The organism is Streptomyces sp. NPDC017520, from assembly GCF_044329855.1.
In the GTDB taxonomy this organism is placed as follows: domain Bacteria; phylum Actinomycetota; class Actinomycetes; order Streptomycetales; family Streptomycetaceae; genus Streptomyces.
On record NZ_JBIRKB010000013.1, the window covers coordinates 135,150 to 154,446 of the forward strand.

Genomic DNA, 19,297 nt, shown 5'->3' on the forward strand with positions numbered 1-19,297 from the left:
TGCCACTATGGCTCGATGAACAGGTCCAATCCGCACCCGTCCGACCAGTCCATAATCTCCGGGTCCGACTTCCTGCAACTGAACATCGACGCCGCACCGACGGGCAGACGGTCCGACTGGCTGACCCAGCAGCTTCGGCTCGCGATATCGGACCGCCGCCTTCCGGTGGGAAGCAGACTTCCGGCCACCCGGGTTCTGGCCGGCGAGCTGCAGGTGTCCCGCGGCGTGGTCACAGAGGCGTATCAGCGACTGATCGAAGACGGGCACGCGGCAGGACGCGGGCGCAACGGAACGATCGTCGTCGCAGCTCCCGCCATGCCGCCGGAAGCGCCCCCGGCCGCGCCCGGCGCTCCACCGCCGCCAAGGGAACTGTTCGCCGCCGCACCCGGTGCGGACATCTTCGACACGATGCGAGCGGCACCCGCCCGGATCGATCTGTCCCCCGGCGTTCCCGACCTCGCCGCGTTTCCGCGAGCGGCGTGGCTGCGGGCCGAACGCTCCGTACTCGCAAGCCTCCCGGCGTCCGAACTCGGATACGCAGACCCTCGCGGGACACCGGCACTGCGTCACGCCATCGCCAACTGGCTCGCCCGCAACCGCGCGATCAGGGCGGATGCCGACGAGATACTCATCGTCGCCGGCACCGCCCAGACGCTCAGCCTGCTCGGACAGGTGCTGCGGGACGACGGGATCCCCGCGGTTGCTGTGGAGGACCCCGGATCACTTGGGGCCCGCCAGCATCTGCGCAATCAACGCTTGGACACGCCGGCGGTCCCTGTCGACTCCCAGGGCGCGCGCGTCGATGTGCTGCACCGCATGGCAGCTCCGGCTGTCCTGCTGACTCCCGCGCATCAGTTCCCGACCGGAGTAGTCCTCAGCGGGGCACGGCGTCGTGAACTGATGCGTTGGGCCACGAAGAACGACGGACTGATCATTGAGGACGACTACGACGCGGAGCACCGCTATGACCGGCCCCCGGTACCCGCCCTGCGATCCGTACTGCCCGACCACGTCTGCTACGCCGGGAGCGTTTCGAAACTCCTCGCCCCCGCACTGCGCATCGGCTGGGTGCTCGCTCCGCCGAAGTACCGCGACGCTCTCGTCGCCGCCAAGCGGTTCGCCGATCTGGGCAACGCGGTACTGCCGCAGCAGGTGCTGGCCCGGTTCATGGAATCAGGTGAGATGGAACGCCAGTTGCGGCACATGCGCACACGCCACCGCCGTCGCCGGGACGCCATGGTCGACGCGCTCGCAGCCCACCTCCCCCACGCGGTCGTACACGGTGCCGCAGCGGGCTTGCACCTGACGATCACCTTCGACGCCGAGTTCGCCGACACCGACCTCGCAGCCGCCGCGCTGGCGCGGGGCGTGAAGGTGCAGCCGGTCTCCTGGCACAGTCAACGTCCATCCCGCCCCGGGCTGGTCCTCGGCTATGCGGCGAGCGCGCCCACCGACATCAGCGAAGGGGTGGCAGCCCTGGGTGCCGCCCTGCGGCACCTGCTCTGAACAGGTCGCTACACACCCCACCGCCGGCGCCGCCGACCACGAGGACTCGCTCGCGCCCACCGGCTCGTTGGTCTGCCTACCCGAGGACACCTCCGATTGCAGGGGAGGGGGTCGCACGGACCACCCCTGCCCGCAGGCTCCCCTGCCCGCAGGCTCCCCGGCCCGGGCCGGGCCACGCCGTGGTGTTCCCTGTCGTGCTGTTCCCTGTCGTGCTGTTCCCTGTCGTGGTGTTCCCTTGGTGAGCGACCCGACGCATGCTTCGGAGTCAGGCGATCCTGACCTCTGACCTATGGGGAGTTCTCATGCGCAGCACCGCTCTCGGCAGTCTCGGCAGTCTCGGTGCTCTCGGCGCGGCCTGCGTGGCCGTGGTGGCACTCGGCACGGGCCCAGCGGCGGCGGCCCCGACCTCCACCGCTCCGCAGCGATCCGGCTGGGAACCGGCCCCCTCGGCCCCCTGGGATGTCGCGGCCGGCGAGCGGTGCGCGTTCGCCATCCACGGCGAGCCGATCGTGGACGAGGTCGTACGGCGCGAACTGCCCGCGCCCGCCGAGGGCGTGACGCGGAGCGCGTACCAGGGCGACCTCGTGGTCCGGGTGACGAACAAGGAGACCGGGGCGCACTACGACGCCGACGTGAGCGGCTCCGCCCTGGTCGACGTGTACGCCTCCGGGGCCCAGTTCTGGCGCGTGGTGGGCCCGGTGCTGCTGGGCGTCGGGGACGGCAACCTCGCGCGGGGGATGTACGTCGTCGACGGCGTCTACACGATCGGCATCAGCCCGACGGGAGCCAAGACCGTGACGGGCCCGGTGGTCACGACGGACAGCATCTGCGACCGCATCGACTGATCACGCACCGAGCAGGCACGGCACGTCGTCGGCGTACGCGCGGACGTCGCGGCATTCCCCGCAGCACCCCGGCACGGACGACCGGAAGGCCCGGTCGCAGGCGTCGCAGTTCTGGAGGGGGACGACGGGCGCGGCGGCGGGCAGGGGCGGCGGAAGGAGGGCGACGAGCCGGTGCCGCAGCAGCTTCGCCGGGTGCCGGAGGGGCACGGGCGGATCGTCGGTAAGCGCGACCCGCACGGCCTCCGGCCGCATGCCCCGCTCCAGCCAGGCGGCGACTCCGGGGGCAAGCCGCTCCACGTCCGCCTCGGAGAGGACGAACAGGGGCGCGGTGACCTGGAGCCCGGCGAGCAGGCGGGCGGCCTCGTCGAACAACGCGGCGCCGGGCCTGCGGGGGAAGGGCAACGGCGGGGGCGGCGGCTTGGGCGCGGTGCGCACCGGCACAAGCCGGGGCGCGGGCACGGACTCGGACACGGGCTCCCGCACCAAGGCGGGCTCGGACGCCGGTGCGTGTACGGGTGCGGGGACAGGCACCGCCTCCCGTACAGGCGGCTCAGGAGCAGGGGCGGGAGCGGAAGCAGGGACGGGAGCAGGGGCTGAAGTCCCCCCGGCCTCGGCCCCCGCCCGCCGGGCAGCCGCCTCCGGGTGGTTGTACGACTCCGTACGCGTGGCCACCCGCCCGCCTTGGACGCGTTCGCGGATGCGGCGCAGGAACCCGTGGTGCTCCAACTCCCGGAGCGCGGCGGCGATGCGCGCCTCGCTCTCCGGGAAGATCGCGGCGAGGGCCTTGACGCCGATGCGCCTCCCGGCGGGCAACGACTGGATGTGGGTGCCGAGGCCGATGGCCAGCAGGGACATGCCGCGATGCTGGGAGAGCCGGTTGGAGATGATCGAGTAGCCGTCGGTGAGCCGGATGTTGATGTGTACGACACCGGAGGACGGCGCGCGCGAGGGCGCGCTAATCTGCTGGGTATCCATCGGGAAGGGTGCTTTCCTTCTTGGCGGTCAGGTCCTCGATCGGGATGCCAGTCCCGGCCGGGGGCCGTCTCATGTCTGGGGTGGTGGTCAGCGTGAGCATATGCCCGCCAACAGGTCATAAATCCAGCCCGGTTGGCACACTTCACCCATGTGAGTGACGACGCGTACGCGCGCTCACGCGTTCACGCGCTCACGCGCCCGCGCGCCCTGGCGTAGCAACTGGCCCGGCCAGGGTCGGGTTGGGTTATTTCCCCAGTGCTCAAAGACACGTACTCAAAAGCTTTTACGTCGCGGGTGGCCGCGACGCGGTCCACCACGTCGCGGCCAAGCGCGTCCCGGTCCACCGGATCGCGGTCCACCGGATCGCGGTCCACCGGATCGCGGTGCACCGGGTCGCGGCAGTCACGATCCGGTGAGCGCCACCTCCGCCCAGACGGTCTTGCGCGGGAACGGCCCGTGTTCCGTGCCAGGCCTCACTCCCCGGCTGTCACGGGAATTCATCGAGAAACTGCTGGGAGAGTCATGAACAGCACCGAGCTGACCTGGTTCAAGAGCAGCTACAGCACCAACGACGGCCCTGATTGCGTCGAGGTCGCCGCCGCCCCCACCTCCATCCACGTACGCGACTCCAAGCAACTCCCCACCGGCGGCCCCCACCTCGGCTTCACCCCGGCCGCCTGGGCGGACTTCGTCACGTACGCCTCGGAGGCCTGACCATGCCCGTACCGCCGACCGTGCGGGTCAAGGACTTCGACCACCTCGTCCTCAACGTCGGGGACGTCGAGCGGGCCATCGCGTTCTACTGCGGGCCGCTGGGGCTGGAGCCCGTACGGGTCGAGGAGTGGCGGGCGGGCAAGGTGCCGTTCCCCTCGGTCCGGGTCAGCCCGACCACGATCATCGACCTGCTCGACCGTCCGCGCGGCGAGTCGAACGTGGACCACATCTGCCTCGTCGTCGACCCGCTCGACTGGCAGGAGGTCATCGACTCCGGGGTGTTCACGGTGAAGGAGGGCCCGGTCCCCCGCTTCGGGGCCCGGGGCTCGGCCACCTCGGTCTACGTACTCGACCCGGACGGCAACACGGTCGAGCTGCGCTGGTATCCGCAGGACGCCTAGAGCGAGCGGAACGGACGGGCGGTGAAACGTCTCACGGGACGCTTCACCGCCTGTGAACCTTTCCGGCCGTGAACCTTTCCGGCCGCTGCGGGCAACAGGGGTGACAGCCACACCGACCGACGCACCCCTGGAGGCGCAGTGACCGGACCACCTCCGGCCCGCCCCGACACCGAGCACGAAGGCGAGGGCACGGGCGAGGGCCGGGCGAGAGACGACGCGGACGTCATCACGCAGTCTCTCGACGAGCCCGAACTCTTCGCCGGGCTCTACGACCGGCACGCCCCGGACATCCACCGCTACGCCGCCCGCCGCCTCGGGGAGGGCGCGGCGGACGACATCACGGCCGAGACGTTCCTCATCGCGTTCCGTACGCGGGACCGCTACGACACCGCCCACCGGCTGGCCCGGCCCTGGCTGTACGGCATCGCCGCCAACCTGCTCGGCAAGCACCGCCGTACCGAGGTCCGCGCGCTGAAGGCGCTGGCCCGCACGGGCCACGACCCGGTGGCCGCGTCCTGGAGCGACCGCTCGGACGACCGGCTGGCCGTCCAGGCCCCACTGGCGGGGGCGCTGGCCGCGCTCTCCCCCGGCGACCGGCACGTCCTGCTGCTCGTCGCCTGGGCGGACCTCGGCTACCAGGAGGTGGCCGACGCGCTGCGGATACCGCTGGGCACGGTCCGATCCCGGCTGAACCGGGCCCGCCGCAAGGTCCGCGCGTCGCTGAACACCGACCCCGCGTTCACCTCGGCACTCGACCCGACGCTCGACGCATCACCCGCCACGGCCGGACAGGAGCTGAACCCGTCATGGACGAAATGACCCGGCTGCGGGAGCTGCGCGCCGACGCCCCCGTCCCCGACCGCGCCGCCCTCGCCCCCGGCCGCGAACGCCTGACCGACGCCATCGCCGGCCGGAACCGCCGGACCCGCAGGCTGTGGGCCGACTGGCGGGTCGCCTCGCTGGGCGCGGTGGTGGCGATCACCGCGGCGGCACTTTTCGTCGCCCAGGTCGTGGCCCCCTCCTCGCCGCGGCCTGCGGGTCCGGCAACCGTCGCGGGCGACCTCGACCTGTCGAGTCCCGCCGCCGCCCTGGGCGGGGCAGCGGACTTCCTGGAGCGGCAGGAGGTGCCGCCGGAGCCGCGCCCGGACCAGTGGATCTATCTGCGGGAGGAAGATCCCGACCAGAAGAGGCAGTGGGAGGAGGTGCCCGCCGAGATCCGGGAGCAGATGGACATGACGTACAGCCCCGACTCCTGGATCCCGTACGACGACAAGGCCGCGGAGAACGACGAGTCCGACTCCGACTACCGGACCGCCCGCGAGTCCTACCGGATCGCCGCGGGCCTCCCCGAGGCCCCCGAGGCGCTCCTCGCGAAACTGCGGGAGGTCTTCCCCACCGGCAGCGGCCCCGACGGGCCTCGCGAGAAGAAGGACGACCACAGCTTCCGCGCCCTGACCGTCCTGCTCCAGTCGTACCCGCTACCGCCGGGCGCGCTGGCCCGGATCTACCGGGCGCTGGCCACGGTCGAGGGCGTCGGCGTGACGGACCACCTGATCCGGGACGCCTCCGGACGCCAGGTCATCGCCGTGACCCGCGAGAACGGCCAGGACAACAGCCGCAGGGAGATCCTCGTCGACCCGGTGGACTACAGCTACGCGGGAGAGCGCGAGGTCGTCACCAGGGCACACGAGATCTCCGGCCCCGACGGCACCGAACCCATGGTCCTCAAGCGCGGCGACGTCCTGATGGACATCGCGAGGACCAAGGCGGCCGTCGTCGACGCCAAGGGCCGGAAAACCTGACCGTACGACTCGTACAGAACTCGGGCGCGGGCCCGGTGTCCGGCACAGGGGAGCGGACACCGGGCCCGCAGCCGCCCCTGCCCTCGGCAAACGTCGACATCCGGGCAACGCGAGGGCGATGACGGCGTACAGCCCGCCATCTCGCCCGGCCCGGTGGGGTGATCTCTGCATCTCGATGCGGATAACGGAGCGACAAGACGAAGTGGTCGGCAATGAGCGCTGTATCGCCGAGGCCGGCAGTGCCGCACGTACAGCATCAAAGGCTGGGACGTACTCGGTCCCCTAGCAGTCCTTGCACAGTGGTTACAGGTTGTCCTTACAGCTTGATCTCTCAAGTTGACTCTCTCAGGCACCCGCTCACGCGGACGGGTGGCGAGGAGCTGAACTGGTTGTTCTCCCAACGGCAGTTCGTCTAACTTCGGCGGCATGAAGACGATTTCGCTCACCGAGCGGGACGTACAGGCGGTGAAGGCGACCGGCCGTGACACCCGCACGGCAATCCTTCGCCGCTCGATCCGCGCCAATGTGCCCCTGCGCAAGGCATTCGTACAGGCCCCCCGGACCGCTGCAAGTCGGCACGGACCGCTGTGCGAGTTCGTAACCGGTCGGGACCTGCGCGGGCTGAAGGCGTACCTCCTCATCGTGGCCGCATGCAGCAACGGCACTGCTGGCTGGACGACAAGGCACGACAGCGCCGTATGGGCACGAATGATGGACATCGACCGAACCGCCACCGAGCAGGCCGCCCGCACGGGCGCCTGGCGGGCTCTGCGTCGGCTCCAGCAGCGAAACCTGATCAGCTGCGGCCGTTCCGGCACGACGATCACAGTCACTCTGCTACGCGAGGACGGGAGCGGCTCCCCCTACGAGCGGCCGCTGGGCAAGACAGAAGAGGACCTGTACCTGCAGATACCCTCCGCCTTTTGGACCAGGGGCTATGACGAGCGTGTCGACCTGCCGTCCCTTGCGTTGCTCCTGGTGATTCTGCGCGAGAAGAACTGGTCGAAGTTCCCCGCCGAGAAGGCTCCGAAGTGGTACGGATGGTCGGCCGACACCCACGAGCGTGGTTTGAAAGGTCTTCTTGGACTCGGTCTCGTCGAGCGCCGAAAAGAGTTCAGGAAGGCCCCGCTGGCGCCCAGCGGCTTCACCATGGCCTACCAGTACCAGCGGGCGGCCGTCATGCGCCCCCGCAAGCTCCGTAAGCAGGCGGCCGCCATGGGCCTCACCGGCAGCGCGAGCGGAAATGGCGGGTTCAACGGACCCGAGGAATCCGCGGCTGCGGCCACCCGACGGGGAAGGTGACCCCATCGGCACTTTCAGGGGGGAACGTCCGCGTACCCACAACGGCAACGAGGAGGGAAAAACCGCCTGGCTGGACGAGTCTTTCCGCGAGCACGAGTCCGACGGCTTCTACATCATCGCCGGCACGATTCTCGATCCTGCCTCCGAAGCCAACGCCCGACTGGCCATGCGGAGTCTGAAAGGACCGCGTCACACGGCGAAGCTGCACTGGACCGAGATGGACCGCACCGAGCGCAAGGACGCCGCTCAGATCGTGGCTGCCCAGAAAGGGCTGCACGTCGTCTCGATCGGCGCACCCGTTCCCCGGCGCAGGCAGGAGAGAGCTCGCAGCAAGTGTCTGAGCGCCCTCGTCGTGGAGCTTCACGGCTTCGGCATCTCTCGTCTCTGCCTGGAAGCACGACAGGAGGAACTCAACGCCCGGGACGTTCGCACCATAGCCGCGGTCCGGCAGACCGTGCTCCCCAGGGGCACCGTCATGCGAGCCGAACACATTCCCGGCGCCAAGGAACCATTGCTGTGGATCTCGGACATCGTCGCGGGAGCCGTACGCACCCAGCGGCTGGGTGACAGCTGCTACACGGATCTTTTGGGCGAGACACTGATCGACTTCGACGTGTCCACCGACTGCTGAGGGAGGGAGCTCAGAAAGACGCCGAGCCAGGCTCCCGGTCTGCCCCAGGTCACCTGGCTCCACTTCCAGCCGCCCGCGGCGACCAGCTTGCCCCCACGGTACCTCTTGGTGTATTGCACTGCAAGGTGATTCACGGTAGTCCCGCGTCTGGTGGTCATGACCGCAAGCAAGAGGTGCAGACACTGCCTCTGCATGGCCGCGCAGCGCCTCGGGCAGCGTTTTCCGGACCGATGGTCGCTGGTCGGGGCGCCTCGCGCCTTTCGGTGCGGGGGCGCCACCCACGTGACCGACCCCACCCCCCACTCCGTTCAAACTCCCGCAACAATGAACAGGTGATCACCTCCCCCGCACGGAGCCCCCACCGTCGCCCCGAGCACGCGCCGACCCCCTACGTCGACCTCTCGCGCGACGAGTGGAGCGCGCTGCGGGACAAGACGCCGCTGCCGCTGACCGCCGACGAGGTGGAGCGGCTGCGGGGGCTCGGGGACGTCATCGACCTGGACGAGGTGCGGGACGTCTACCTGCCGCTCTCCCGGCTGCTCAACCTGTACGTCCAGGCCACCTCCGGGCTGCGCGGCGCGCTGAACACCTTCCTCGGGGACGCGGGGAACGGGCACGGGGCGCAGCGCGGCACCCCGTTCGTCATAGGGGTCGCGGGCAGCGTCGCCGTGGGGAAGTCCACCAGCGCCCGTATCCTCCAGGCGCTGCTGGCCCGCTGGCCCGAGCACCCGCGCGTCGAGCTGGTGACCACGGACGGGTTCCTGCTGCCGATGAAGGAGCTCAAGGCGCGCGGGCTGACCTCCCGCAAAGGGTTCCCGGAGTCCTACGACCGGCGTGCCCTGACCCGCTTCGTCGCCGACATCAAGGCGGGCAAGGACGAGGTGACCGCACCCGTCTACTCACACCTGATCTACGACATCGTCCCCGGCGAACGGCTCACCGTGCGCCGCCCCGACATCCTCATCGTCGAGGGCCTCAACGTCCTCCAGCCCGCGCTGCCCGGCAGCGACGGCCGCACCAGGGTCGGGCTCGCCGACTACTTCGACTTCAGCGTGTACGTGGACGCGCGCGCCGAGGACATCGAGACCTGGTACCTGAACCGCTTCCGCAAGCTGCGCGCCACCGCGTTCCAGGACCCGTCCTCGTACTTCCGCAAGTACACCCAGGTCTCCGAGGAGGAGGCGCTGGACTACGCGCGCACCATGTGGCGGACCATCAACAAGCCGAACCTGCTGGAGAACGTCGCTCCGACGCGCGGCCGTGCCACCCTGGTGCTCCGCAAGGGCCCGGACCACAAGGTCCAGAAGCTGTCCCTGCGCAAGCTCTGACCGCTTCGCGACGGGGAGACCGCCCACGTGCTGCACCTGCGTCTGATCGTGCCCGCCGACACCACGGACGAGGTCGTCGCCCTGCTGGAGTCGACCGCCGGCACCGCCCACCTGATGGTCCTGCCGGGCGTCGCCCGCTCCCCCGCCGGCGACGTGGTGATGTGCGACGTGGCGCGCGAGGCCGACGACGAGCTGATCGGTGCGCTGCGCCGCCTCGGCATCGACCGGACCGGGTCGATCACCATGGAGAACATGGAGCTGACGCTCTCCGACCACGCCGACCGGGCGGAGGAGGAGGCCCCGGGCGACGGCGCCGACGCGGTGCTGTGGGAGGAGCTGACGGAGGCGACGCACGAGGAGTCGACGTTCTCCGTCACCTACGTCTCCTTCCTCGCCCTCGCCACCATGCTCGCCGCCTGCGGGGTGATGCTCGACAACGCGGTGCTGATCGTGGGCGCGATGGCGGTCGGCCCGGAGTTCGGTCCGCTGGCCGGGATCTCCACGGCCGTGGTGCAGCGCGCCCCGCGCCTGGCGGCGCGGTCGCTGTGGGCGCTGGTCGGCGGATTCGCCCTGGCGATGCTGATCACCGCGGGCTTCGCCTGGCTGATGGACGCCTTCGGCCTCTTCGACAGCGGGATGATCGACAAGCCCCGGCCCAATACCGGGTTCATCTGGCATCCGGACTGGATGTCGTTCGTGGTGGCGTTCCTCGCGGGCGTCGCCGGGACGCTCTCGCTCACCTCCGCGAAGTCCGGGGCGCTGATCGGGGTGGCGATCTCGGTGACGACCGTCCCGGCCGCCGCCAACGCGGCCGTCGCGTTCAGCTACTCCGACTACCAGCAGACCATCGGCTCCGGACAGCAGCTGCTCGCCAACCTCGGCGGGATCATCCTCGCGGGCACGCTGACGCTGCTGCTCCAGAAGGGTCTGTTGAAGGTCCGGCGTGCGCGGAAGCCCCCGGCGAACACGCCCGGCGCCGCCGTACGGGCCTGACGCACCGGGCCGCCCTCACCTCCCTCCCTCCGCCACCGGCCCGACCCGGTCGCGGCCCCCCGTTGCGCGACCGGCCCTCCCGGGGCTCCCCGGCGGCGCGGCCCGCCCGCGCTGCCGGTGCGGGCCCCCCGGGGCCGGTGTAGAGAGGAGGCATGTCCGAGCGCCGCACAGGTCCCCGCCCCCGGTGGGCGCTGGCCGCCATCCCGATCGCGTGGATCGTCGCGGTGTCCGTGGTCGATGTCCTCGCCCCGCCCGATATCCATCTCGGTCCGCTGCTCGTCGCGGCCCCGGCGATCACGCCGTCGTTCGGCGGGCCCAGGACGGTGGGCCTGGTCGCGGCGCTGGCGGTCGTCGCACAGACGCTCATCGGGGTCATCCGCGACCCCGACGATCTGCTCTCGGCCAACCACGAGGCGCAGATCATCTCCCTGGTCCTGGTCGGCACGAGCCTGGTGGTCTTCTGCGTCCTGCGGGAACGTCGCGCGAAGGAGCTGACGCAGGTGCGGTACGTGTCCGAGGTCGCCCAGCGTGTGGTCCTGCCGCCACTGCCCGGGAAGCTCGGCCCCCTGCGCGCCTCCGCCCTCTACCTCGCCGCCGAGGCCGAGGCCCGGATCGGCGGGGACCTGTACGCGGCGGCCCGGACCTCCTCCGGGACCCGGCTGATCGTCGGCGACGTACAGGGCAAGGGGATGACCGCGGTCAACGACGCGGCCCTGCTGCTCGGAGCGTTTCGCGTCGCCGCCCACCGCCGGGCGGACCTGGACGAGCTGGTGACCTACCTCGACCGGAGCGTGTGCTGGGACCTGGTGGAACCGGGCGAGACGAGCCGTTACGGAGAAACGTTCGTCACGGCCATCGTCCTGGACATCCCCGACCGGAACGGCCCGGTCCGGATGATCTCCTGCGGGCACCCGCCGCCGGTGATCCTGCGCGCCGGCCGACCGACGACGATGGACGTCCGTCGCCCCGCGCCCCCACTGGGCCTGGGCGAACTGGCGCATCCCCGCTATCACGTCGACAGCTTCCCGTTCGAGCCGGGAGAGCTCCTCCTGCTGTACACGGACGGCGTCACCGAGGCCCGCGACACCGCTGGCGTCTTCTACCCGCTCACCGAGCGCATCACCGGCTGGAACGAGAGCGACCCCGACGCCTTTCTCGACCGCTTCCGGCGCGACCTGCTGCGCCATGTCGGCGGACACCTGAACGACGATGCCGCGATGGTCGTCGTCACCCGCCCCGCCCTTCCCCCGGCGTAGCTACGCAACGACCACCCGGCACCGCGCGCGGAAGCCCCCGGCGACCACATGGATCCACGTGATCGCCGGGGGCTTCCGCAGACGGCTGGATCAATCGCCGAGGGCTTCCGCAGACGGCTGGATCAATCGCCGAGGGCTTCCGCAGACGGCTGGATCAATCGCCGAGGGCTCTCCACAAGCGGGTGGATGAGGGCAGGTGGGTCCCCGGGGCTCAGCCCAGCGCGGACTTCACCACATCGGCCAGCCGGCCCGCGACGGCCCGCGCCTGCTCGATGTCGGCGGCCTCGACCATGACCCGCACCAGCGGCTCCGTGCCCGACTGGCGCAGCAGTACGCGCCCGGTCTCGCCCAGCTCGCGCTCCGCCTCGACGACCGCGGTGGCCAGCTCGGCGGAGGTGTTGACCCGGGTCTTGTCGACGTCGGGGACGTTGATGAGGACCTGCGGCAGGCGCTGCATGACGCCGGCCAGCTCGGCGAGGCTCCGGCCCGTGGCGGCGACGCGGGCCGCCAGCATCAGGCCGGTCAGCGTGCCGTCGCCGGTCGTGGCGTGGTCCAGGACGATGACGTGCCCGGACTGCTCACCGCCGAGCGCGAATCCCTCGGCCTTCATCGACTCCAGGACGTACCGGTCGCCGACCGCCGTCTGGACGAGCCGGATGCCCTCGCGCTCCATGGCCAGCTTGAAGCCGAGGTTCGACATCACGGTGCCGACGACGGTGTCCTTGCGCAGCTGACCGGCGTCCCGCATCGCGAGGGCCAGCACGGCGAGGATCTGGTCGCCGTCGACCTCCTCGCCCGCCGCGTCCACCGCGAGGCAGCGGTCGGCGTCGCCGTCGTGCGCGATGCCGAGGTCGGCCCCGTGCTCGACGACGGCGGCACGCAGCAGCTCCAGGTGGGTGGAGCCGCAGCCTTCGTTGATGTTGAGGCCGTCCGGGTCCGCCCCGATGGTGACGACCTCGGCCCCGGCCCGCGCGAACGCCTCGGGCGAGACCCGGGCGGCGGCGCCGTGCGCCTCGTCCAGGACGACCTTGAGCCCGTCGAGCCGGTTGGGCAGGACGCCGATGAGGTGGGCGACGTACCGGTCGAAGCCCTCCGTGTAGTCGGTGACCCGGCCGACGCCGGCGCCGGTCGGGCGGCTCCACGGCTCACCGGTGCGGTGCTGCTCGTAGACCGTCTCGATCCGGTCCTCCAGCTCGTCGGCGAGCTTGTGGCCGCCACGCGCGAAGAACTTGACGCCGTTGTCGGGCATCGCGTTGTGACTGGCGGAGAGCATCACGCCGATGTCCGCGCCGAGCGAGCCGGTCAGATACGCCACGGCGGGCGTCGGCAGGACCCCGACGCGCAGCACGTCCACACCGGCGCTGGCCAGGCCCGCCACGACGGCGGCCTCCAGGAACTCTCCGGAGGCCCGCGGATCCCGTCCGACCACGGCGGTCGGGCGATGGCCCGCGAAGGTGCCGGCCTCGGCGAGTACGTGCGCCGCCGCGACCGAGAGGCCGAGCGCGAGCTCGGCCGTCAGATCGGCGTTGGCGACACCGCGTACTCCGTCCGTACCGAAGAGTCGTCCCACTGGTGTCCTCCGAAGTGCTCCGAAACCACAAACAACCACTGCACAGCAAACGAAACGAACTGAGCAACCAAACAACGAAAGCAAGGGAAAAGCGCAAAAAGGCACGCCGGGCGGCATGGCGCGACCGACCTGCCGCCGGATGCGCGACGGCGCTCATCGGGCCGCGCTCCCACCCGGTCCGATGAACGTCTTATGCCGTTATACGCCCACGAGCGCCGATAAACGAACGCCCCAGCAGCACAGAATGTGCTGCCGGGGCGAACGTGACAGTCGAGCAGGCGATATTTAGCGCTTGCTGTACTGCGGGGCCTTACGGGCCTTCTTGAGACCGGCCTTCTTGCGCTCGACCGCACGGTCGTCGCGGGAGAGGAAGCCGTTCTTCTTCAGGATGGCGCGGTTGTTGTCCACGTCCGCCTCGTTCAGCGAGCGGGCCACACCGAGGCGCAGGGCGCCGGCCTGACCGGAGACACCGCCACCCGAGATGCGGGCCACGACGTCGTAGCGACCGTCGAGCTCGAGAACCTTGAAGGGCTCGTTGACTTCCTGCTGGTGCACCTTGTTGGGGAAGTAGTCCTCAAGGGTGCGACCGTTGATCTTCCACTTGCCGGTGCCCGGGATGATCCGGACACGGGCGATGGCGTTCTTGCGACGGCCAAGGCCGGCCGCGGGCTGCGGGTCGCCGAAGCGGCCCGCGAGCGACTCGGAGGTGTACTCACCCTCGACGGGGACCTCCGACTCGAAGGTGGTCACCTCGGCGAAGGTCTCCTCGCCCTCGGTGCCCGCCGTGTCGTCGGCGGTCGTCTCAACAGTGGTCTCGGCCACGATTCTCCTCAGATCTTTCTGTATGTCTTAGGGGGTGGCCGGTACTACTGCGCGACCTGGGTGATCTCGAACGGGACCGGCTGCTGAGCAGCGTGCGGGTGCTGGTCGCCCGCGTAGACCTTGAGCTTCGAGAGCATCTGACGGCCCAGGGTGTTCTTGGGGATCATGCCCTTGATGGCCTTCTCGACGGCCTTCTCGGGGTTCTTCGCGAGCAGCTCGTCGTAGCGCACCGAACGGAGACCGCCCGGGAAGCCCGAGTGGCGGTACGCCATCTTCTGGGTCTTCTTGTTGCCGGACAGGTGAACCTTGTCGGCGTTGATGATGATGACGAAGTCGCCCATGTCCATGTGGGGGGCGTAAATCGCCTTGTGCTTGCCTCGGAGGAGGTTCGCAGCCGTGGTGGCCAGACGGCCCAGGACGATGTCCTGAGCGTCAATGATGTGCCACTGGCGCGTGACATCGCCGGGCTTGGGGCTGTACGTACGCACTTCGCAGCCTTCGCTTCTTCAGTGGATGGGATCCAGACACACGGCACCTCTGAAGCGATCATGCAGCTGGGGCTCACAATGCCGGGGACGCTGCCCGTATGCGAGCCACTGGTAACTGCTCCAGGGAACCTACGTAAGGCCCTTCGCGTGAGAACGACGAAGCCAATACGTATAACAAACCGAGAGCCTACCGGGGACCCCCCGCACGGGTCAAAACGCCCCTGTCCCAGCCCCACACCTTCCCAGCCCCGCCGGCGCTTGAGGCGACCGTTCCAGCCCCGCCCCACACCAACCCAGCCGGCGTTTAAGGCGACCCTTTCCAGCCCCGCCCCACACCACCCCAGCCCCACCGGCGCTTGAGGCGACCGTTCCAGCCCCGCCGGCGCTTGAGGCGACCGTTCCAGCCCCGCCGGCGTTTGAGGCGCGGGGGCCCGGGGGCAGCGCCCCCGCAACGGTGCCGCACGGCCCACACTCCGCACCCCGCGCCCATCGGCACCCGGACCCCGCCCCCCGCCGCCGACCGCCGACCGCCGACCGCCCAAGGTCACCGCACCCGCTGAACCCTCCGCTCGTCCCACACCGGCTCCGCCGTCTCCCGCACGACCCCGTCCGACCCGAAGACCAGATACCGGTCGAAGGACTTCGCGAACCACCGGTCGTGCGTGACGGCCATCACCGTGCCGTCGTACACCTCCAACCCGTCCTGCAACGCCTCCGCCGACTCCAGGTCCAGGTTGTCCGTCGGCTCGTCCAGCAGCAGCGCCGTCGTGCCGGCCAGCTCCAGGAGCAGGATCTGGAACCGCGCCTGCTGCCCGCCGGACAGCTTCTCGAACGGCTGGTCCCCCTGCCGCTCCAGCTCGTAGCGCCGCAGCACCGACATCGCCCCGCCCCGGTCCTTGGCGTGCTCGGTCCAGAGGATCTCCACCAGCGTCTTGCCGAGCAGCTCCGGATGCGCGTGCGTCTGGGCGAAGTGCCCGGGCACGACCCGCGCCCCGAGCTTCCACTCCCCCGTGTGCGCCACCGGCTCACCGGCCAGCAGCCGCAGGAAGTGCGACTTGCCCGACCCGTTGGAGCCGAGGACCGCGACCCGCTCCCCGTAATAGATCTCCAGGTCGAACGGCTTCATCAGCCCGGTCAGCTCCAGGCCCTCGCAGGTCACCGCCCGCACACCGGTCCGCCCGCCGCGCAGCCGCATCCTGATGTCCTGCTCGCGCGGCGGCTCCGGCGGCGGGCCGGCCTCCTCGAACTTCTTGAAGCGCGTCTGCATCGCGTGGTAGCGGTTCGCCATGTCGGGGCTGTTCGCCGCCTGCTGCCGCATCCGCAGGACGAGCGCCTTCAGCCGGGCGTGCTCCTCCTGCCAGCGCCGCAGCAGCTCCTCGAACCGGGCGAAGCGCTCCTTGCGCGCGTCGTGGTACGTGGCGAAGCCGCCGCCGTGCACCCATACGTCGCTGCCCGCCGGGCTCGGCTCGACGCTGACGATCTTCTCGGCGGCACGGGACAGCAGCTCCCGGTCGTGGGAGACGAAGAGAACCGTCTTACGGGTCTCCTTCAGCTTCCCCTCCAGCCACCGCTTGCCGGGCACGTCCAGATAGTTGTCCGGCTCGTCGAGCAGCAGGACCTCGTCGGGCCCGCGCAGCAGCGCCTCAAGCACCAGCCGCTTCTGCTCACCGCCGCTGAGCGTGCGGACCTCGCGCCACTGCGCCTTCTCGTACGGGACGCCCAGCGCGGCCATGGTGCACATGTCCCAGACCGTCTCGGCCTCGTAACCGCGTGCCTCCGCCCAGTCGCTCAGCGCCTGCGCGTACGCCATCTGCGCGGCCTCGTCGTCGACGGTGAGAATGCGTTCCTCGGCCGCGTCGACGGCCTTGGCGGCCTCCTTGATCCGGGGCTGGGCCACGGAGACCAACAGGTCCCGCACCGTCCGCTCGTCCCGCACCGAGCCCACGAACTGCGGCATCACGCCGAGCCCGCCGCTCACCGACACCGTGCCGCCGTGCGGCTGGAGCTCACCGGCGAGCAGCCGCAGCAAGGTCGTCTTGCCCGCCCCGTTCGCCCCGACGAGCGCGACGACGGCCCCGTCGGCCACCCGGAACGAGGCATCGCCGAGCAGCACCCGCCCGTCCGGTAGGTAGTACTCCAGGTGGCCTGCTTCGAGATGTCCCATACAGAGCATTGTCACGGTCCGCGAACTCCTGGCCCAACCGGTTTACGTCACCCCCTAAACTGCGCGCATGAGCTTTGGGCAAGGGGGGGCCTCCTGGGGGCCCGGGGGCGACGGGACTCCGGACTGGGCGGCGCTGGCGGAGGAATCCGCGGCGCGCGCCCGCCGGAAGAAGCTGATGATGATCGGCGGTGGCGCGCTGGCCACCGTGGCGATAGGCGCGATCGTGACGACGGCCGTGGTCACGTCGAACGGCGGCGGCACGGGCAAGGCGGACAAGAACGCGAGCCAGTTGCCCGCACCCGCCGAACTCCCCGAGGACACCTCGGCGCCCGCGCCCTCGTTCTCCTCGGTCGCACCGCCGCCCCCGCCGGATCCCAAGGACTACATCTCCAGCGCCGAGAAGGACAAGGCGCCGATCACCGTGGAGGGGTTCTTCCCCGGCAAGAAGCTCACCATGGGCGACCGCGTCCACCTCAAGGGCGCGACGAGCACCTCCGCGAAGTGCGCGACGGGCACCCAGGGCGCCCTCGGCCCGGTCCTCACGAACAACGGCTGCGGGCAGCTCATCCGGGCCACCTACCGCAAGGACGGCGTGGCGGTCACCGTCGGCATCGCCGTCTTCGCTTCGGAGGCCCGCGCGAAGAAGGCCGTCGACCAGAGCTCGGGCGGCATCGCCTCCCTCAGCGGCGGCGGCGTCGACACCTTCTGCCGGGGCGGCACGGTCTGCCTGCGCACCGCCAACTCCTACGGCCGCTACGCCTACTTCGCCGTCTCCGGCTTCGTGAACGGCAAGCGGGTCACCACCGCCGACAAGGACGTCTACGCGGTCAACAAGGACCTGACGAACTTCACCTTCCGCCAGATCCACCGCCGGGGTCAGCTCCAGGCCTCCCAGGCCGCCGCCGCGCCCAACGGCTGACAGAGGAGCCGCCACCCTCGACTCCGAACTCCCGCCCGGCGAACGGGAGTTCACGCCGGGGCAACGCTCAGCAGCAGCCCGCCCCCGGCAACGTCCGCACGTTCCGCGCCTCCACGGCACGGGCCGCCAGCAACGCGTCGGCCGGGTACGCCACTTCCTCCAGCGTCAGCCCGTGCGGGCGCACCACGTGCACCCCGGGGTCGCGCACCTTCGCGGCGAGCACCTCGGCGGGCCACCCGGCCGGCCGCCGCCCGTCGCCGACGAACAACGCCGCCCCGATCAGCGCCCGCACCATGTTGTGGCAGAACGCGTCCGCCTGCACGGTCGCGGTCAGCACCCCGGACGCCGGGTCCCGTACCCAACTCAGCTTCTGGAGCGTGCGGATGGTCGTCGCGCCCTCACGCTTCTTGCAGTACGCGGCGAAGTCGTGCTCGCCCACCATCAGCGCGGCCGCCTCGTTCATCGCGTCCACGTCCAACGGCCGGTCGTGCCACAGCACATGACCCCGGGTCAGCGGATCGACACCGCCGGGCCGGTCCCCCACCCGGTACGCGTACCGCCGCCACAGCGCGGAGAACCGGGCGTTGAACCCGGCCGGTGCGGGGGCCGCGCGCCAGATCCGTACATCCAGCGGCAGCCGGCCCGCCAGCCGCCGCAGCAGCTTCTCCTCGTGCTCGGCCCACACCGCCTCGGGCAGGTCCACGTGGGCCACCTGACCGCGCGCGTGCACCCCGGCGTCCGTCCGGCCGGCCACCGTCAGGTCGTACGTCACGGCGGAGCGGGTCACGGTACGCAGCGCGTCCTCGATCTCGCCCTGCACCGTGCGCCGGCTGGTCTGCTTCGCCCAGCCGGAGAAGTCCTTGCCGTCGTAGGCCAGGTCCAGCCGCACCCGTACGAAACCGGGCTCCGCCTCGTCACTCACCGCGTCATCCTCTCGACTCCCCTGGTCAGCAGAACGGGCCCGCACCGCCCCGAAGGGAGATGCGGGCCCGTCCCGTGGTGTCTCAGAACGCTCAGGCGTCCTTGGACTCCGCGTCGTCGGCCGGCTTGGCGTCCTCGACGGACTCGGCCGCGGGGGCCTCGTCCTTCTTGAGGGCGTCTTCCTTGACCGCACGCTTCGTCGCGGCCTCGGCCTCACCGGTGGCCTGCTGGGCCACGGTCAGCGCCTCGACCAGCTCGATGACCGCCATCGGGGCGTTGTCGCCACGACGGTTGCCGATCTTGGTGATACGGGTGTAACCACCGGGGCGGTTCTCGTATCGGGGAGCGATCTCGGTGAAGAGCGTGTGGACGATGCTCTTGTCCGTGATCGTCTGGAGCACCAGGCGACGGTTGTGGATGTCGCCCTTCTTCGCCTTGGTGACGAGGCGCTCGGCGACCGGACGCAGGCGACGGGCCTTGGCCTCGGTCGTCGTGATGCGGCCGTGCTCGAACAGCGACTTCGCCAGGTTGGCGAGGAGCAGACGCTCGTGCGCGGCGCTGCCGCCCAGACGGGCACCCTTTGCGGGACGCGGCATGGTGATTCTCCTTGTGTGCTGCACCGGCCGTATCAGGTACCGGTGTCAGTTCCCGCGAGGCGGA

The 19,297-nt window shown here is 70.5% G+C and carries 19 protein-coding genes; 12 read left to right on the plus strand and 7 right to left on the minus strand.

Annotated elements, in window-relative coordinates:
- The first annotated feature begins 15 nt into the window (after positions 1-15).
- The gene (locus ACH4KB_RS27740) at positions 16-1,506 is read left to right on the plus strand and encodes a PLP-dependent aminotransferase family protein (RefSeq protein WP_398068605.1); all 1,491 of its coding nucleotides are present in this window, start codon (positions 16-18) and stop codon (positions 1,504-1,506) included.
- Positions 1,507-1,808: 302 nt separating this feature from the next.
- On the plus strand, positions 1,809-2,351 hold the full coding sequence (locus ACH4KB_RS27745) for a hypothetical protein (protein WP_398068606.1): 543 nt from the start codon (positions 1,809-1,811) through the stop codon (positions 2,349-2,351).
- On the opposite strand, the gene ACH4KB_RS27750 is transcribed toward ACH4KB_RS27745, so the two are convergent.
- Complete coding sequence (locus tag ACH4KB_RS27750; protein WP_398068607.1) at positions 2,352-3,326, minus strand: hypothetical protein; 975 nt, start codon at positions 3,324-3,326, stop codon at positions 2,352-2,354.
- Positions 3,327-3,848: 522 nt separating this feature from the next.
- Here ACH4KB_RS27750 and ACH4KB_RS27755 point away from each other — a divergent pair.
- The 9 genes from ACH4KB_RS27755 to ACH4KB_RS27795 all read left to right on the plus strand — a co-directional run bounded on the left by ACH4KB_RS27755 (position 3,849) and on the right by ACH4KB_RS27795 (position 11,753).
- The gene (locus ACH4KB_RS27755; protein ID WP_398068608.1) at positions 3,849-4,040 is read left to right on the plus strand and encodes a DUF397 domain-containing protein; all 192 of its coding nucleotides are present in this window, start codon (positions 3,849-3,851) and stop codon (positions 4,038-4,040) included.
- 2 nt (positions 4,041-4,042) lie between these two features.
- Positions 4,043-4,441, plus strand: a complete 399-nt coding sequence (locus tag ACH4KB_RS27760; RefSeq protein ID WP_398068609.1) for a VOC family protein — start codon at positions 4,043-4,045, stop codon at positions 4,439-4,441.
- Positions 4,442-4,579: 138 nt separating this feature from the next.
- Positions 4,580-5,260: an RNA polymerase sigma factor gene (locus ACH4KB_RS27765; RefSeq protein WP_398068610.1), complete on the plus strand. Its 681-nt coding sequence runs from the start codon at positions 4,580-4,582 to the stop codon at positions 5,258-5,260.
- A complete protein-coding gene (locus ACH4KB_RS27770; RefSeq protein WP_398068611.1) occupies positions 5,248-6,243 on the plus strand; it encodes a CU044_5270 family protein in 996 nt (331 codons plus the stop codon). The genes ACH4KB_RS27765 and ACH4KB_RS27770 overlap by 13 nt, the downstream gene beginning before the upstream one ends.
- 426 nt (positions 6,244-6,669) lie before the next feature.
- Positions 6,670-7,545, plus strand: a complete 876-nt coding sequence (locus ACH4KB_RS27775) for a hypothetical protein (protein ID WP_398068612.1) — start codon at positions 6,670-6,672, stop codon at positions 7,543-7,545.
- Positions 7,487-8,176 carry a hypothetical protein gene (locus tag ACH4KB_RS27780; RefSeq protein ID WP_398068613.1) on the plus strand — a complete coding sequence of 230 codons (690 nt, stop codon included), beginning with the start codon at positions 7,487-7,489 and terminating at the stop codon, positions 8,174-8,176. The genes ACH4KB_RS27775 and ACH4KB_RS27780 overlap by 59 nt, the downstream gene beginning before the upstream one ends.
- Positions 8,177-8,508: 332 nt before the next feature.
- The gene (coaA, locus tag ACH4KB_RS27785) at positions 8,509-9,504 is read left to right on the plus strand and encodes a type I pantothenate kinase (protein ID WP_398068614.1); all 996 of its coding nucleotides are present in this window, start codon (positions 8,509-8,511) and stop codon (positions 9,502-9,504) included.
- 27 nt (positions 9,505-9,531) lie between these two features.
- The gene (locus tag ACH4KB_RS27790; RefSeq protein ID WP_398068615.1) at positions 9,532-10,497 is read left to right on the plus strand and encodes a DUF389 domain-containing protein; all 966 of its coding nucleotides are present in this window, start codon (positions 9,532-9,534) and stop codon (positions 10,495-10,497) included.
- Positions 10,498-10,649: 152 nt separating this feature from the next.
- The gene (locus ACH4KB_RS27795) at positions 10,650-11,753 is read left to right on the plus strand and encodes a PP2C family protein-serine/threonine phosphatase (protein ID WP_398068616.1); all 1,104 of its coding nucleotides are present in this window, start codon (positions 10,650-10,652) and stop codon (positions 11,751-11,753) included.
- Between the two features lie 211 nt (positions 11,754-11,964).
- Here ACH4KB_RS27795 and glmM read toward each other — a convergent pair whose 3' ends face one another.
- From glmM to ACH4KB_RS27815, 4 genes are all read right to left on the minus strand, one after another.
- Complete coding sequence (gene glmM / locus ACH4KB_RS27800) at positions 11,965-13,323, minus strand: phosphoglucosamine mutase (RefSeq protein WP_398068617.1); 1,359 nt, start codon at positions 13,321-13,323, stop codon at positions 11,965-11,967.
- Between the two features lie 285 nt (positions 13,324-13,608).
- Positions 13,609-14,145 carry a 30S ribosomal protein S9 gene (gene rpsI, locus ACH4KB_RS27805; protein WP_397919916.1) on the minus strand — a complete coding sequence of 179 codons (537 nt, stop codon included), beginning with the start codon at positions 14,143-14,145 and terminating at the stop codon, positions 13,609-13,611.
- A gap of 44 nt (positions 14,146-14,189) precedes the next feature.
- Positions 14,190-14,633, minus strand: coding sequence for a 50S ribosomal protein L13 (rplM, locus tag ACH4KB_RS27810; RefSeq protein WP_003966932.1), 444 nt, complete (start codon positions 14,631-14,633; stop codon positions 14,190-14,192).
- Between the two features lie 544 nt (positions 14,634-15,177).
- A complete protein-coding gene (locus tag ACH4KB_RS27815; protein ID WP_398068618.1) occupies positions 15,178-16,797 on the minus strand; it encodes an ABC-F family ATP-binding cassette domain-containing protein in 1,620 nt (539 codons plus the stop codon).
- A gap of 67 nt (positions 16,798-16,864) precedes the next feature.
- Between ACH4KB_RS27815 and ACH4KB_RS27820 the strand changes: the two genes are divergently transcribed.
- On the plus strand, positions 16,865-17,716 hold the full coding sequence (locus ACH4KB_RS27820) for a hypothetical protein (RefSeq protein WP_398068619.1): 852 nt from the start codon (positions 16,865-16,867) through the stop codon (positions 17,714-17,716).
- A 67-nt stretch (positions 17,717-17,783) separates the two neighbouring features.
- On the opposite strand, the gene truA is transcribed toward ACH4KB_RS27820, so the two are convergent.
- Together truA and rplQ are read right to left on the minus strand one after the other, a co-directional pair.
- Complete coding sequence (truA, locus tag ACH4KB_RS27825) at positions 17,784-18,638, minus strand: tRNA pseudouridine(38-40) synthase TruA (RefSeq protein WP_398068620.1); 855 nt, start codon at positions 18,636-18,638, stop codon at positions 17,784-17,786.
- A 91-nt stretch (positions 18,639-18,729) separates the two neighbouring features.
- Positions 18,730-19,233 (minus strand): 50S ribosomal protein L17, encoded by a 504-nt coding sequence (gene rplQ, locus ACH4KB_RS27830; protein ID WP_018960210.1) that lies wholly within the window; start codon positions 19,231-19,233, stop codon positions 18,730-18,732.
- Between the last annotated feature and the right edge of the window lie 64 nt (positions 19,234-19,297).

Coding starts and splice junctions, on each gene's coding strand:
- ACH4KB_RS27820 (WP_398068619.1), top strand. CDS start 16,865: ATGAGCTTTGGGCAAGGGGGGGCCTCCTGGGGGCCCGGGGGCGACGGG.
- ACH4KB_RS27750 (WP_398068607.1), bottom strand. CDS start 3,326: ATGGATACCCAGCAGATTAGCGCGCCCTCGCGCGCGCCGTCCTCCGGT.
- ACH4KB_RS27795 (WP_398068616.1), top strand. CDS start 10,650: ATGTCCGAGCGCCGCACAGGTCCCCGCCCCCGGTGGGCGCTGGCCGCC.
- ACH4KB_RS27780 (WP_398068613.1), top strand. CDS start 7,487: ATGGCGGGTTCAACGGACCCGAGGAATCCGCGGCTGCGGCCACCCGAC.
- ACH4KB_RS27770 (WP_398068611.1), top strand. CDS start 5,248: ATGGACGAAATGACCCGGCTGCGGGAGCTGCGCGCCGACGCCCCCGTC.
- ACH4KB_RS27815 (WP_398068618.1), bottom strand. CDS start 16,797: ATGGGACATCTCGAAGCAGGCCACCTGGAGTACTACCTACCGGACGGG.
- ACH4KB_RS27740 (WP_398068605.1), top strand. CDS start 16: ATGAACAGGTCCAATCCGCACCCGTCCGACCAGTCCATAATCTCCGGG.
- ACH4KB_RS27755 (WP_398068608.1), top strand. CDS start 3,849: ATGAACAGCACCGAGCTGACCTGGTTCAAGAGCAGCTACAGCACCAAC.
- ACH4KB_RS27775 (WP_398068612.1), top strand. CDS start 6,670: ATGAAGACGATTTCGCTCACCGAGCGGGACGTACAGGCGGTGAAGGCG.
- rplQ (WP_018960210.1), bottom strand. CDS start 19,233: ATGCCGCGTCCCGCAAAGGGTGCCCGTCTGGGCGGCAGCGCCGCGCAC.
- ACH4KB_RS27760 (WP_398068609.1), top strand. CDS start 4,043: ATGCCCGTACCGCCGACCGTGCGGGTCAAGGACTTCGACCACCTCGTC.
- ACH4KB_RS27745 (WP_398068606.1), top strand. CDS start 1,809: ATGCGCAGCACCGCTCTCGGCAGTCTCGGCAGTCTCGGTGCTCTCGGC.